At 42.8% G+C, this 14,573-nt stretch carries 13 protein-coding genes; 7 read left to right on the forward strand and 6 right to left on the reverse strand.

Features of this window, described 5'->3' with window-relative positions; genetic code table 11:
* Positions 1-82 precede the first annotated feature (82 nt).
* From B0H99_RS15170 to B0H99_RS15190, 5 genes are all read left to right on the forward strand, one after another.
* Positions 83-982 (forward strand): diacylglycerol/lipid kinase family protein, encoded by a 900-nt coding sequence (locus B0H99_RS15170; RefSeq protein WP_106534536.1) that lies wholly within the window; start codon positions 83-85, stop codon positions 980-982.
* Between the two features lie 292 nt (positions 983-1,274).
* Complete coding sequence (locus B0H99_RS15175; protein ID WP_106534537.1) at positions 1,275-2,060, forward strand: AraC family transcriptional regulator; 786 nt, start codon at positions 1,275-1,277, stop codon at positions 2,058-2,060.
* A 170-nt stretch (positions 2,061-2,230) separates the two neighbouring features.
* A complete protein-coding gene (gene yidC, locus B0H99_RS15180; protein WP_106534538.1) occupies positions 2,231-3,013 on the forward strand; it encodes a membrane protein insertase YidC in 783 nt (260 codons plus the stop codon).
* A gap of 51 nt (positions 3,014-3,064) precedes the next feature.
* Entirely contained in the window at positions 3,065-3,310 is a 246-nt protein-coding gene (locus tag B0H99_RS15185) for a hypothetical protein (RefSeq protein ID WP_106534539.1), read from the forward strand.
* Between the two features lie 453 nt (positions 3,311-3,763).
* Complete coding sequence (locus tag B0H99_RS15190; protein WP_106534540.1) at positions 3,764-4,711, forward strand: M15 family metallopeptidase; 948 nt, start codon at positions 3,764-3,766, stop codon at positions 4,709-4,711.
* A gap of 73 nt (positions 4,712-4,784) precedes the next feature.
* Here the strand turns inward: B0H99_RS15190 and cls are convergent, their stop codons facing one another.
* The 5 genes from cls to B0H99_RS15215 form a co-directional block, all read right to left on the reverse strand.
* A complete protein-coding gene (gene cls / locus B0H99_RS15195) occupies positions 4,785-6,239 on the reverse strand; it encodes a cardiolipin synthase (protein ID WP_106534541.1) in 1,455 nt (484 codons plus the stop codon).
* 154 nt (positions 6,240-6,393) lie between these two features.
* Positions 6,394-7,227 carry a squalene/phytoene synthase family protein gene (locus B0H99_RS15200; RefSeq protein WP_106534542.1) on the reverse strand — a complete coding sequence of 278 codons (834 nt, stop codon included), beginning with the start codon at positions 7,225-7,227 and terminating at the stop codon, positions 6,394-6,396.
* Positions 7,228-7,433: 206 nt separating this feature from the next.
* Positions 7,434-8,159: an HAD-IIB family hydrolase gene (locus B0H99_RS15205; RefSeq protein WP_106534543.1), complete on the reverse strand. Its 726-nt coding sequence runs from the start codon at positions 8,157-8,159 to the stop codon at positions 7,434-7,436.
* The gene (locus tag B0H99_RS15210; RefSeq protein WP_106534544.1) at positions 8,101-9,366 is read right to left on the reverse strand and encodes a glycosyltransferase; all 1,266 of its coding nucleotides are present in this window, start codon (positions 9,364-9,366) and stop codon (positions 8,101-8,103) included. The genes B0H99_RS15205 and B0H99_RS15210 overlap by 59 nt, the downstream gene beginning before the upstream one ends.
* Positions 9,367-9,553: 187 nt before the next feature.
* Positions 9,554-10,402 carry an MBL fold metallo-hydrolase gene (locus B0H99_RS15215; RefSeq protein ID WP_106534545.1) on the reverse strand — a complete coding sequence of 283 codons (849 nt, stop codon included), beginning with the start codon at positions 10,400-10,402 and terminating at the stop codon, positions 9,554-9,556.
* A gap of 228 nt (positions 10,403-10,630) precedes the next feature.
* On the opposite strand from B0H99_RS15215, the gene B0H99_RS15220 reads away from it, so the two are divergent.
* Positions 10,631-11,749: an NAD(P)/FAD-dependent oxidoreductase gene (locus B0H99_RS15220; RefSeq protein ID WP_106534546.1), complete on the forward strand. Its 1,119-nt coding sequence runs from the start codon at positions 10,631-10,633 to the stop codon at positions 11,747-11,749.
* A gap of 13 nt (positions 11,750-11,762) precedes the next feature.
* On the forward strand, positions 11,763-13,298 hold the full coding sequence (locus B0H99_RS15225; RefSeq protein WP_106534547.1) for an aminotransferase class V-fold PLP-dependent enzyme: 1,536 nt from the start codon (positions 11,763-11,765) through the stop codon (positions 13,296-13,298).
* 23 nt (positions 13,299-13,321) lie between these two features.
* Here B0H99_RS15225 and B0H99_RS15230 read toward each other — a convergent pair whose 3' ends face one another.
* Complete coding sequence (locus tag B0H99_RS15230) at positions 13,322-14,539, reverse strand: helix-turn-helix domain-containing protein (RefSeq protein ID WP_106534548.1); 1,218 nt, start codon at positions 14,537-14,539, stop codon at positions 13,322-13,324.
* Positions 14,540-14,573 lie beyond the last annotated feature (34 nt).

Genomic DNA, 14,573 nt, shown 5'->3' on the forward strand with positions numbered 1-14,573 from the left:
ATTATATTTCCATTATGGATTAGCGAAGCCTATAGTCTGGGTAAAGAAAGGGAAGAAGTCATTATATCCCGGAGGTAAATAAATGAAAAAAGCGATGTTCATATTAAATCCGTCTGCCGGTAAGGAGAAGGCGGCTGATCACCGGCTGGATGTCCAATTTACATTAGAGCAGATGGGTTACACGGTAGATACAAGAGAAACTGAGAAAAAAGGGGACGCTACACACTTTGCGAAAGAAGCTTGTGAGCAAAAGTATGATTTTGTAGTGGCTATGGGAGGGGACGGTACGATAAACGAAGCCGTATCGGGTCTCGCTGAACAAGAACATCAACCTTTGTTTTCACTGATCCCCCTTGGAACAGTCAATGACTTTGCCCGGGCTCTGGGAATCTCTTTGGACCCGGCAGAGGCAATCGAAGCTTTAAAGACGGGTTCAGAAAAATGGGTAGATATTGCAAAGGTAGGAAATCAATATTTTATGAACATCTTAGCAATTGGACAAATTGCCGAGTCGACTTATGAAGTTACCCCAGAACAAAAAACAAAACTCGGGGCGTTCGCTTATTTTATTGAAGGGCTTAAAGCGATTACCGAAGACGCTGAAACGTATTTTGAAATTGAACATGACCATGGAGAATGGAAAGGGGATGCGAAGCTTGTATTGGTAGCGTTGACGAACTCGGTAGGCGGTTTTGAAAAATTAGCGCCTGAAGCGTTGACCGATGACGGACTGCTGCATCTCTATATTGTGAAAAATGCGGCTCTGCCTGCATTTATACGGATTGCCGGAGCGTTATTAATAGGGAAACTGGAAAAAGATCCGGCAGTTGAAGTAGTTCACACTACAAAAGTTTCGATCAATACAAGCAATCCGCTATCATGCAATATCGATGGGGATGAAGGGTGTGCAACGCCTTTTAAAATTGAAGTAATACCTCGCCATATCCGTGCACTTGTACCGCCCGAGATTGAAGTAAAGTAAAAGTACAATAGGAAAAAAGCAGCCATTTAAGTAAAATGGTTGCTTTTTAATTTTTGAAAAATTTTGGGAGTTAAATAGTCAAAAATGAAACCATTTTAAGAGTATTTCGTTATATATAGTATAATTTTTGGGAATATATTTCCTTTTAATCAGTAACTAGTAAAATAGCGCCTAAATCAAATTACATAAAAAAATTTAAAAAGTTAGGAGAAAGGCTATGTTCTTATTAGCCGTTTCAGTATATAGTTGAGGGAGCGCTTGCAAATATTGTATAAAGAAAGACGGGGAAAAGATGAATATTATTGCTGCACCATCCATTCAAGAAACCATTTCCAAGATTTTCATGGCAGAGAATGAAAATTTAAATCAATATGAAGGATTGGAAAACTTTTTTGAAATCGAAACCCAGTTAGTTTACGAAATCCACCATCTCGAAAAAGACCGGGCAAAACAAACATTGCGTGAATTGATCGATCTGATTGCGGTACGCGCCGGAAAAGACACAATCCGTGCAGTGCGAAATTACTATATAGTGTTATCTTCGCTTATGGCGCGTAAACTGTACGAAATGCGCGTTCCGCCAAAAAAAGCATTCGCGTTCAATTCCGCTTGTATTGAATTAGTGGATAATCGAATGAATGATTCGGAATTTTTGTATGTAGCGGACGAGTTGATCGAGTTTTTTGTTTCGATTATCTCTGAGCGGAAACAACCTTCTTTTGGCCATCAGACGGTCAATAAAGTAGTAATGTTTATTAATGATGAAGTCGAGCGTGATTTATCTGTGGAAGATATCGCAAAACATTTCCATATTTCCACAAGCCACTTGTCCCGCATCTTTAGAGAACATGCAGGAATTACGCTTGTTGAGTATTTAAATGTGCGGCGGGTCGAAGAGTCGCAATATTATTTGCGTCATTCGGACAAAGTGATCTCGGATATCTCAAAGCAATTCCATTTCTGCAACCAAAGCTACTTCACACGGATTTTCAAGAAATACACATCGGTTACTCCTAAGCAATTCCGGGACAGCCAGCACATTCCGTATTTCCGCTATACATTGCCCAATGCAAAATAAGGAGAAGAAATTCTCCTTTTTTTCTTTTCTATAAAACTCGATGGGCTTATGGGGCAGTCGTAATTTTGCCACAATCTGCCGAAAAACCGGCTAGGGAATATCCATTGATTGAATTTTATTGTGCTTATGGGTATACTTCTTAATAGTTGAAAAAGGTGAAGGTGACTAAAGTGAAAAAGAAAATAACAATGCTGCTCATGCTGGCAGTTTCAGTGGTTTTATTAAGTGGATGTTCCGCAGTGGAAAACCAGGAAGGATTTTTCTACACCCTGTTTGTTAAACCGTTTGTTTTCTCTCTAGATTATTTAGGGAATTTGTTTAATGGCAGCTATGGTATGGCTATCGTTGCCATTACGATAATTATCCGTTTGATTTTGATGCCTTTCATGTTGAATACCTACAAGCGCCAGCAAGGCATGAAAGTTAAGATGGATAGAATGCGTCCAGAAATGGAAGATATCCAAAAACGGTTGAAAGAAACAAAAGACAAAGAAGAGCAAATGAAAATTCAGCAAGAGATGATGGGGCTCTACAAAAAACATGATGTAAACCCGCTTAATATGGGATGTTTGCCTGTCATTGTTCAAATGCCGATCATCATGGGACTTTACTTTGCCATCTTGTATGCACCAGAAGAAATTAAATCGCATGAGTTCCTGTGGTTTACTCTTGGCTCTCCAGATATTTTGATGACGTTGATTGCCGGAGCTGTCTATTTCTATCAAGCTAAAGTCTCTTTATGGACAATGCCGGAACAACAGCAAAAACAAATGAAGCTGTTCATTTATATCTCTCCAATCATGATTATGTTCGTTTCATTTTCATCGATGGCTGCATTGCCGGTTTATTGGGCAGTGGGTGGGATCCTGTTGATCCTTCAAACATATATTGGCCGGAAATTTTATTCTGAACATCCAGAAAAAGCGTTAGAATCGGTAGAAGACAAGAAATAACATAAAAAAGCCGGCAAAGTTTGCCGGCTTTCTTTTTTGGGAGTTGAAAAAATGAATCAAAAACTATTGCTTGGGATAAGTGTAGCTACCTTAAGCATTGCTTCTCTAATTTTTTTGATCCGAGGAAATATGGATATAGCGGTATTAGTGATGACAGTGTTGTTTGTTATTACAAACAGTTTCCGAGCCCGGCAAATGAAGAAACAGGGAATGGAACGAGAAGCTAAATGGATGTCCGGTATGGCTGTCATCTTCGCAATCTTGTTCCTGGTGGTTCTTGGTACAATCATAATATAAAAAAACGGTGCAGCCTTATTGGGCCTGCACCGTTTTTTTGTATTCATATTTGTCTTTCTGCCGTTGTTCTAATAAGTTGTCCAAGCGCCCTATAAGGCTCTTAATATCTTTGGGGGATATCTGTTTCATTGTGCCCAGCTCCTTGTAACGTTTCTAATCATTTATTCGTGCTAAATAATGAAATAATGGGGGTCCTCTGGCATTTATTTAATTATAAATTGGAAATATCGTTTTTCTTATTCTTCTGGATTAGAGATAGAGTTGATAAAAAAGAATAGCTTATAGAAGAAAGGCTCTGTATAATGCCAGAAGGGGAAGCGGAATTTTTCGGTTAACCGCCGTTTTATTCGAATGCATTTTTGGGAATAGAACAAATGATTGTCGGCTTTAAAAAGAGCGTTAAGACATTCATATGGTAGAATAGTAAGGAAGAAAACAGAAAGAAGGAAAATTATGCCATCTAGTTATACGCCGAAGGGGAATAAAAAGAACTCCTTTATAAAATGGTCTTTACTTATTGTATCGATCGTAGCAATTAGTGCAGCAGCCTTGTGGTTTTTTCTACAGCCTACGAATAGTCCGGCCAATATAAATGATGCTGCTCAAAATGAAGTGCAGACGTCCCAGAAGCCAATAGAAGAGCAGCCGAAAGAAGAGAAGGCTGAAGAAGATAAAGTTGAAGAACCAAAAGAAACTGATTCGGTGAAAGAACCTGAAACCGTGAAACAGCCTGAGGAAACAAAAGAAGAAGTTAAAAAAGAAGAACCTAAAAAAGAAGAGCCGAAAGAAGCCCAACCAAAAGAAGAGGCAGCTTCAGAACCGAAAAAGCAAGAAACCACTAAAAATGCTGCTGGTTATTCAGACACGACGAAACTTCCGAAAACCCCAACAGTAATTAACGGCATTTTACTTGTGAATAAGCAGCATCCATTGCCAGAAACATACGCACCGGGCGAGGGGAAAGAAGCGCGTGCGGCCTTTGAGAAAATGAGGGAAAAAGCGCTGGATGATGGCATTGACCTGGTTGCGTTCAGCACTTACCGTGAGTTTGCACGCCAAAAAGAATTATATAATGGTTATGTAGCAAAAGATGGACAAAAAGCCGCTGACCGCTATAGTGCTCGACCGGGTTACTCGGAACACCAAACCGGCCTCGCTTTTGATATCGGTGAAGCAGGGCAGGAACAACATTGGGCTTCAGCGTCATTTGGTGATACCAAAGGCGGAAAATGGTTGGCAAAAAACGCCCATAACTATGGCTTCATCTTGCGCTATCCAACTGGAAGTGAGAGTATAACCGGTTATATGCATGAATCTTGGCACTTCCGCTATGTTGGACAAAAAGCCGCAACTGAGATTTACAACAAAGGCGTCACATTGGAACAATATTTAGGCGTTTAATTTCGTAAACTATTTTCTATTTACTCCAATAAAAAGAGTCCTGGAATGAGAAATTCCGGGACTCTTTTTTCATTTATAAAATTGGGGACAGCAACCGGGCGATTGACTCTTTTGTCTTGATCATACGGGTCCGGCTGTAATATTTTTCAAGCGTTAGTTCACTTGACAGTTCCATATCTTGATAAAACAATTCTGCCAACTCTGTGGAGACTTTTTCGTCATAGATGAATGCATTTACTTCGAAATTCAGTTTGAAACTCCGTACGTCGATATTGGCTGTGCCAACCGTAGAGGCTTTGCCGTCAATGACAATCATTTTTGTATGTAAAAAGCCATTGTTGTAGATGAATACCCGCGCACCTGCCCGCAACATCTGCCCAGCATATGAATACGTCGCCCAATAAACGAATGGGTGGTCAGGTTTGTTCGGAATCATAATGCGTACATCGATGCCAGACAAAGCCGCAATCCGGATGGCATCGTAAAAACTGGCGTCCGGAATGAAATAAGGCGTCTGAATATAGATGGACTTTTCGGCTAGATTGATCAGTTTCAAGTAGCCATCCTTGATTTGTTCCCACTCTTCATCAGGGCCGCTTGAGACAATTTGAACCGTTGTATCTCCCTTTTCCGGAATCGCTGGAAAATAGACTTCATCGTATTCAATGTCGTTTCTCGAAGAAGCCTGGTTCCAGTCGAGGATAAAGCGGGTCTGCAACGGATGCAAAGCACTTCCCTGAATACGCAAATGGGTATCCCGCCAATAGCCGAATTTCCGGCTAAGCCCTATATACTCTTCTCCGACGTTAAAGCCGCCGATATAACCGACCCGCCCGTCGATGACAACGATTTTACGGTGGTTCCGGTAGTTCAACCGTGGATTGATCAACGGCCAGATAGCTGGGAAGAATGCCTCCACCTCTCCGCCGGCTTCGATGAATTCTTTGAACTTCCGCTTGCTGAGGCGGCGCGAGCCCATGTCATCGTATAGCAACCGGACTTTGACGCCTTGCTTTGCTTTAGCAATCAAAGCATCAACAATCCGATTGCCGAGCTGGTCTAAACGGAAGATATAATATTGGACATGTATATGGTGCTTTGCGTTTTGGATATCTTCAATTAGCGCATCGAATTTCTCGCGCCCATCATTGAATACTTGTACCGAATTATCCTGGGTTAAGACAGCTCCATTGTTCCGCAAAAGCAAGTAAACCAAGTCTTTGTAAGATCGTGCGTTTTCATCGCGAAATTGAAACTCGTTGTCATGTAACGAGTTCATTTGATGGGCGATTAGATTTTCGATTCCCACTTTTTTGCGGCCTTCCCATTTGAAAAGGGTTTTTCTTCTTAGGCGCCTTCCAAGTAATAGATAAAAGAAGAATCCGAAAATCGGAATGAAAAACAAGACCATTATCCATGCCCATGTTGAAGAGGCATCACGGCGTTCTAAAAAGACGAGTGCTGCGGCAAGGAAAATATTCAAGACAAAAATTACTGCCGTGAGTATGCCGATGATGGATATAGTCATATGTACTCTCCTTATCCTTAAGTTTAACTCTAGTTTGATTATAGACTAATTGCAGGCATGGAAGAAGAATATTGTCATTAAAATAAGTAACTTAGCCTATTTTAAGATGTGCAAAAAAAAGAAAGGCGCACTCGCCTAAGGGAGTGCGCTTGAATTATTCGTTAATATTCTCTTCTTGCTTCAGCTGCTCCACGATGCCTTCCACTTCTTGGCGACTCATTTTTTCTTTTCCGGATTTTAGAGCTTTCAATGTACTGTGCGCTAGAGCAAGCGGTACTTTGCAGAACATAAGAATCCGTTTGTTTTTAATGGATTTCACATAGAGCTGCGCTTGTGCAAGGTTTTCATTTGCGTAATTATACATATCTTCACGGTTCCAACCTTTTGGCACAAAGCTGACACCGCGTTCCAAATCTTCATCGTAATTCCGAAGCATATTGACGGCTTGGAGGCCGCGTCCAAAAGAGATGGCAAGTTCGGGGTCGGTTTCTGTGTTATCATGCCATTTCCATAAATCAGAAAGCATTGTGCCGACAAGCCCTGCTACATAGTACGTATAATCATCCAGTTCTTCCCGGGATTGAATATTCCAGCCTTTTTCCACCCATTTTGCCATTCCATCTGCCATCTCTGCTGTAGAGGCTTTTACTTTATCGACAATTTCCGTAGGGCATAAGCTGATCCAGTCATCTAGGCGAAGGCTAACCGGAGGCAACAAATGTTCATAGGGCTCAAGCAAAGTTTTATATTCGTTTGGATCAAACGTAGTTTTAAGCATTTTACTGATTGTCAGCAGCAAGTGTTGTTTTGCTTTGTCGTCCAGTTCTGGATGGTCCTCAATTTCATCGATTGCCCGCATACAAAGATAGGCGGATGCAACAGTTTTTTTTAATGTTGGTTCTAAAAAACTGATTGGGATGAAAAAAGTCCGGCTCGTTTCTTTTAGCATGATCATGGACTCTTTGTGCAAATTCGAGACTTTACTCATCTCAATTTCCTCCTGTTCGTAGACAAAATAGCAACTCATATGTATAGAGTGAAGTGGAGCGGAACCTCAACTCCTGAAAGTGCTTGTCTTTTAAATATAAACGAAATACATAAAAAAACAAATGATTACCTTAATTGAAGCTTCAAGACAGAAAAAAATCCTAAGGCCTAAACGCCTTCTAGCGAATAGTCTTCAGGATTTCGTAATTATTTAGAATGAAAATACTTCCACGCTTCCAAAATGCCTCCAGCAAACCCGCGAGATGCCCGGTAAATAGATGGATCTTCAGGCACTGCCAATAATTCCGGATGGGCATTCCCGACAATGACAGAAGGGTAGCCGCGCGTTAACATATCTGTATCATTTCCAGAATCTCCGGATACGAGCAACTTGGCATCATGCAGCTGATATTTCTCCACGATATACCGAAGCGCTTCTCCTTTGCCACCGTGCACAGGCAAAATATCCACGTATTTGCTGCCGCTGTAGATGTATTTATGCGGAATGCCAGCTTCGCTGATTTGTTTGCCGAATTCGGCTGCTGTTTCATCATCGGTCACGTAATAAGACGATCGGTTTTTTCCGGTAACCGGCTGTTTCGACAATCCTGGAAAGCGGGAAGCGATTTCCTCGATTTCTTCAGGTCGCCAGTTCTCGGTCATGCGGGCATCCCATTCTTCGTCCACCTCATAGTTTTCGCCATTCCCGATGCGGATTTCGGTGCCTACATCTGTGATGGCAATGTCAGGAGCCGGCAGGTTTTCCGCTTCTCTTAACTTCTGCAGTGACCCGAAATGGCGGCCGGTATTGTATACCAAGTTTACATGATAAGGCTGTTCTTCAAAGAACGTTAATAGTTCCTTTAAAGCCTCCCTATCCCCGACGAAGGTTTTGTCCAGGTCGGTTGCTAATAAATGTGTTACTCCGTTCATCAATGATCACCCCATACATAGCGTCAATTTTTTTGGAAATAGATGTCCACTGGAATTCTTGGTTTGCCACATCGATAGCTTGTCGGCTTAGGCGCTCTGCAAGCAATGTGTTGACAGCGAGGACTTCCATCGCGATTGCTAAATCCATTTCGTTTTTTGTTTCAACAAGTAATCCTGTTATGCCGTCACGTACTACATTTTTTAAACCGCCAACGTCAGAGGCGATTACCGGGCTGCCGCACGCCTGTGCTTCCGCCGCGACCATACCAAATGATTCGTAGAAACTCGGCACAACAGTAGCAGTTGCTGCGTTGAACAACGTTGCCAATTCATCTTGCGACTTTGGTCCAAGAAATTCCACTTTATCTTCGATTCCTTCTAAAGCATAGCACAAACTTTTATCAAGAGGCAGACGCGTAGTCGGATCAATGGCTTCTTCATCGCCGCCCGCAATCAAAAGGCGGGGAGTATAGGCAGTGTCTCCTTTAGCCACCAACAGCTGAAATGCCTTCAATAATGTGTAAATGCCTTTTGTTTCTTCCAAACGACCGGCGAAGACGAACAATGGGCTTTCATAGCCTAATTTTCTTCTTAAGTGTTTACGGTTTCCGCGCACCTTGAATGCTTGGTCAACCCCTATGGGGATTACTGTGATGGGAGAAGGAGTAGCGACATTTTGCTGAATAAGCTGTTTCTCGCTTTTTGTCGTCGCTAAAATTTGATCCGCAGATTGGAGAATGGTCGCTTCAGCTGCCATGCGGCGTTCGTCACGAATGCCTGTCGCTTTTTCTTTTGCCCATCCAAGTGAATGCGATGTATAGATAAAGGGTAGACCAAATTCTTCTTTTAGTTTTTTCCCGATTAGTCCTGAGAGCCAATAGTGGGTATGAACCAGATCATAAGAATCCAACGGTAATGTCTGTTTCATTTCTTTGTAGAAAGCTGGAAGCATGGAATACATTTCGTTTTTCGATACAAAGCCTTTAAAGCCAGCCTTGATACGATAAACCCGGCAAGATTTGCCGAATGTTTCAATTCGTGGAGCGGTCTCGTCACACCAATGCGTTGCTACATCAACTTGCCATCCTCTTTTTTCTAAAGCCAACGCCAATTGTTTCACGTAGTTGTTTTGTCCGCCTGCTTGTTTGCCGCCAAGCTTCGCTAGAGGATCTCCATGATCCGAAACAAAAAGTACTTTTTTTCTCATTTCAGTTCATCTCCATTCTAATTGCATCAGTATCTAAAAAAGTCCGAGACTGAGGTATTAAAATACCCCGCTTTTCTTTTGTTTAAACGTTAAATTGACCGAATTTTCTATTAAAGCGCTTTCATTAGTGGAGAAGCCACCAAAAAAACCCTTGGAAATTGGTTCCAAGGGTTGATGGCTAAAACTATCAGTTAGAGTTATTAACGTATTTGCCGTAATCAGGCATTGCGACATAAGGAAAATGATTCACCAGTTTTACGAGCTGCGCCGCCATTTTCGGGCCTCTCATCGGTTTGCCATGGCCAGTCGCCGCAATGTGAGGGCGCAAGTTGGCAATTTTTATAACGGATTCCCATGCAATCTGCCAGTCAGTTGTTAGATAGACAGGCGGGCCACATACTTCTTTTTTCTGCACAAGCACTTTATAAAATGAATCTTGCTTAACTGTTACAAAAGCATCACCAGCAATGACGATCCGGCCTTCAAAACGGAAAAGAGAAATATGCCCTGGAGAATGGCCCGGTGTGTAGAACCATTTCCAGCCCGGCAATTCTGGTATGTCTCCGCTTTTAGGAAGCTCTTTAAGATGTTCGGAAATATCAATCGCTTGTTTTGGATATGCTGCCGACATTTTAGCAATAAGGCCGCCTTGTACTGTAGAATCAGGTTCCGGATAATCTTGCTTTCCTTGCAAATATGGAAATTCAAGCGGATGGGCATAAACCGGTACCGGGAACTTCTCAAGGATATGCACAAGGCCGCCGACATGGTCAAAGTGGCCATGCGTTAAAACGATCGCTTTTAATTTATGGTCCGGACCAAACCGGTCTGCAGCTTCTTTCAATATTCTGCTGCCTGACTCGGGCATACCCGCATCGACCAATACCCACTCGTTGCTGAAAGCAGGGTTTCCAATAAAATAAACGTTGACGATTTGCGTAGTGAAGCAATGAACATCACGCATCACTTCTCGGCCGGAACCGTCTTTTACTGAAGTGACGGGCAACACTCTATCTGTTGATGGACTTTTTTTCATACTGAATCCTCCTCTAGTTTCCTCGATTCTTTCTAATACTGCTTTACCCCAAATACTAATTTCAAATCAATTCAAAAAAGAGAAACTTTACTCAGTAAGTTTCTTTAAACCGGCCGCTTGCAAAAACAACATGTGTTTTTCCGCACTGCAGCTTTTGCAAGGTTTGAGTCTCGGTCCCATTAGCGGTAAGATAAACGGATAAAACTTTGGGAAATAGGTGTGAATTACATGAAATCAATCATTATCATCGGAGCGGGAATTCTGGGAGCTTCTGCAGCTTTTCATGCGGCCAAAGCCGGAGCTGACGTGACATTGGTCGATCGAGAGGATGAGGGCCAAGCGACAGGGGCAGCAGCAGGGATTGTATGTCCATGGATTTCGCAGCGCAGAAATATGGCTTGGTATGGTCTCGCGAAAAGCGGCGCGGCATATTATCCGAAGCTTATCGATCAACTTGAAGCGCAAGGTGAAAAAGAAACAGGTTATAAACAAGTCGGCATTGTCAGCATTCACGAAGCGAGCAAACTCGATAAAATGGAACAAAAAGCGTTCGAACGTCGGGAAGGTGCACCGGAAATGGGCGAAATCCGCAGGCTATCTTCCGAAGAAACAAAGCGATTGTTTCCGTATGCTTCTGATGAGTACGGCTCTCTTTATGTAAGCGGTGCGGCGCGTGTAGATGGACTCGAAATGCGCAATGCCTTGATCCGGGCAGCGGTCAAACTAGGAGCAAAACAAGTGAAAGGAAGTGCGCAGTTTCTGATGGACGGCTCTAAGGTAATCGGAGTAAAGACTGAGGATCAAGAGTTTTTTGCTGACAGCATCGTATCAACGGGCGGAGCATGGGCAAGCGATTTATTCGAAACACTGGGGTTGAAACTGGCTATTGTTCCTCAAAAAGCGCAAATTCTTCATTTGCGGGTTGAAGGTCAGCAGACGGGCGATTGGCCGGTCGCGATGGTACCGAATGGCCTGTACGTGGTTCCGTTTGCAGACGGGCGCGTTGTTGCTGGCGCAACCCATGAAAACGATGCCGGATTTGATACTAAGCTGACGGCAGGTGGCGTTTTTCACATTCTCAACAGAACGTTGGAGGGCGTACCGGGATTGGCTTCGGCGGAAATGGCCGGAGCGGGAACAGGGTTCCGCCCTTCAACTCCAAGCGCATTGCCATTTATCGGCCAAGTTCCGGAATATCCGAACGTCTATGCCGCAAATGGTTTGGGATCTTCAGGGCTGACGGCCGGCCCATATCTTGGTGGTCAATTGGCAAAGCTGGCTCTCGGGGAACCTCTGGATATCGATTTGAGTCTATACGATATAGAAGAAGTTTTTCAAAAGAGGTAGAGGGGGGCTTGTCTTGTATTGGTGCAAAATCGCCGGGACAGAAGCTGAATTCAAAGCGATAGCTAGATTGAATTATGAAACCTTTGTAGAAGAAATACCTCAGCATGAAAAAAATGCGGCCGGCAGGCGGGTAGATTCATTCCATGAACAGAACACCTATCTTATCGTCCTGGCAGAGGCAGAAATCGTAGGCATGATAGCGCTGCGTTCAGAGCGTCCTTTTTCACTGGATCTAAAAATTGGAAAAGTGGAGGATCACCTTCCCGATATTGGAAAGGTATGTGAGATTCGGTTGCTTGCGGTTCAAAAAGCTCACCGGAATGGCCGTGTCTTTTTTCTGTTGGCTCGTGCATTGTCGGACTTTTGCTGTGAGGAAGGGTACGATTCTGCGGTGATTTCAGGAACGACCCGGGAATTGAAGTTGTATGGCCAACTAGGGTTTCGCCAGTTTGCGGAACCAGTAGGAAAAGGCGATGCACTCTTTGTTCCAATGGTGACCACCCGTAAACAATATGGGCAGTCGGTGGCAGCGCGCCTTCAAACAAGAAAGAAAACCTTTTTTCCAGGACCGGTTCAGTTGAACAAGGAACTGGCCAACCCTTTTGGCGAAGAAGTTGTGTCCCATCGTTCGGCAGCTTTTCAAGCAGTTTTTGATGAAGCAAAAGAGCAATTGCAAAAACTGGCATCAGCCAAGCCGCATTTTTTATTTGGAAGTGGAACATTGGCAAATGAAGCGATGATGGCTCAATTGGCGCAATTGAAAACAAGAGGGCTAGTTTTAGTAAACGGAGAATTTGGCAGACGGCTGAAAGAGCAAGCAAAAAGGTGGCAGCTTGATTTTGATATATTAGAAGAACCTTGGGGCGAATCTTTTTCCTTAGGAAAGATTGAACAAGCGATGCTGCAGAACAGCACTGATTGGGTTTTGATGGCGCACGGGGAAACCTCGACCGGAATATTGAATAATTTTGAAGCGGTTGCGGAGTTGTGCCAAAAACAAAAAGCGAAACTCTGTTTGGACTGCGTCAGCAGTTTCGGAGCCGTCCCGTTTTCGCTCCAAAACGTCTGGTTGGCTACGGCAGTCAGCGGGAAAGCCGTTGGCACGATGAGCGGAGTGGCCATCGTCTTTTCTCACCACGAAATAAAACCAGGTGAGTTCCTTCCTGCTTATTTGGATTTGGGCCTCTATGCAGATGAAATCCCGTTCACCTTGTCTTATGGATTGCTTAAGAGCTTCGATCAAGCTCTGCGGGCATACCCGGAACGTTATCTATTGCTGCAAGAGAGATTGAATTTGCTGAAGCGGAAAACCAAAGACTGGCCGGTTATCGCTGGCGATTTTCCGACCGTCATGACGTTCCAGTCCGACAAAAGATTCAGCGGCTTCCTGCAGGCTGCACAATTATCGGGTTTTGAACTGCATGCGAAAAGCGGTTATTTAAGAGAGCACGAGTTGTTTCAAATTTCCTGTATCCAGCCTCAGTTTGAAAATGACTTGGAGCTGTTAATGAAATTCCACAAAACTTATGAAACCTATATTGCTACGTAAAAAAACCGCCGATCGGCGGTTTTTTAATGCACAATTTGTTTATAGACGTCCATAATGAATTTTTTGTACGGCAAATCTGGCATGGGCTCGATATTGTTTTTTGCAATCTGAGCATGCTTTATAGCGAGCTCATGATGCCCTTGTTTTTCATAGATCAACGCCATGTATGCGTCCTTTTCGTAGTTCATAGATAAGTCGTAAGGATGATGGATGTATTCCCAAATTCTATGGCGCTCCAACCAATGAAGTGCTTCGTCCAGTTCGCCCAAACCATAGAGTGCTTTTCCCTTTTCTATATAAAATTGAGATATTTCATCTTCTTTATATTTCTCCAAATTCCTTTCTACAATATTAAGGGCTTTTTCGTAATCATGGGTGAAAGAGTTCAAGTAATGGGATTCCAGCAAATCGAGCATTAAATCTATCTTTCCATCTTCTGAAAACTCGGCAAATAAACGCAATTTATTTACGTAATATTTTCTGCTATCCTTGTCTCCGATTAAAATTGAATGAAAACTCATGACCCTGTAGAAATCGTTTACCCTATAGAAAATCTGATTTTCTTTTGAGTATTCGACGGCTTCGTTAACAATTGTAGTCGCGTCACGATTGTTTCCGATTGCAAAGTATAGAACCGCCTCTAGATAATCAAAATCTAATTTTTTTAAAGCATCCAATACTGCGTCTCGTTTCTCAAAAGATTTTCGGGAATTCTGAAGCATTGCAAGCGCTTCCGCATATTGATGCTTGTTGAATTTCAGCATGGCACGAAACATATGGATATCCGCACTATTATTTATAAGGTGAAGCCCTTCGTACATTTCTTCAGCTTGAGCTAATTTAGCTTGCCAACCTTCTTGTTTTTCGTAGTAGGCGCAACGACTGAATATTTCTAGTAGCCGGGCCGATTCGTACCGGTAAGGAAGGTTTTTGAGGTAAGGCTCTACTTTTTCGATAATCAATTTAAATCCATTACTTAAATCATTCAGTTCTCTTCGGTAAAGCTTTTCAACTTCTACTAACAACTCACGAAGCTCGACGGTCGGTATTTCTGCCAGTAGTTCATTTTGTTCGATTCCAAGTTGAGACGCTATATATGACAAACTCTCCATGGAAGGATTTGCTTTATTGTTTTCTATCAAACTAAGCATGCCTTTCGTTAAGCTCTCACCAGCAAGCGCCTGCAATGTCAGGCCTTTTTCTTTGCGGAGTTTCTTGATGCGTTCACCTAAAGTTGCCATTTCCTCACCTGCTTTTCTAATATAGTTTAATTAT

Source organism: Planomicrobium soli (assembly GCF_003014655.1).
Classification (GTDB): domain Bacteria; phylum Bacillota; class Bacilli; order Bacillales_A; family Planococcaceae; genus Planococcus; species Planococcus soli_B.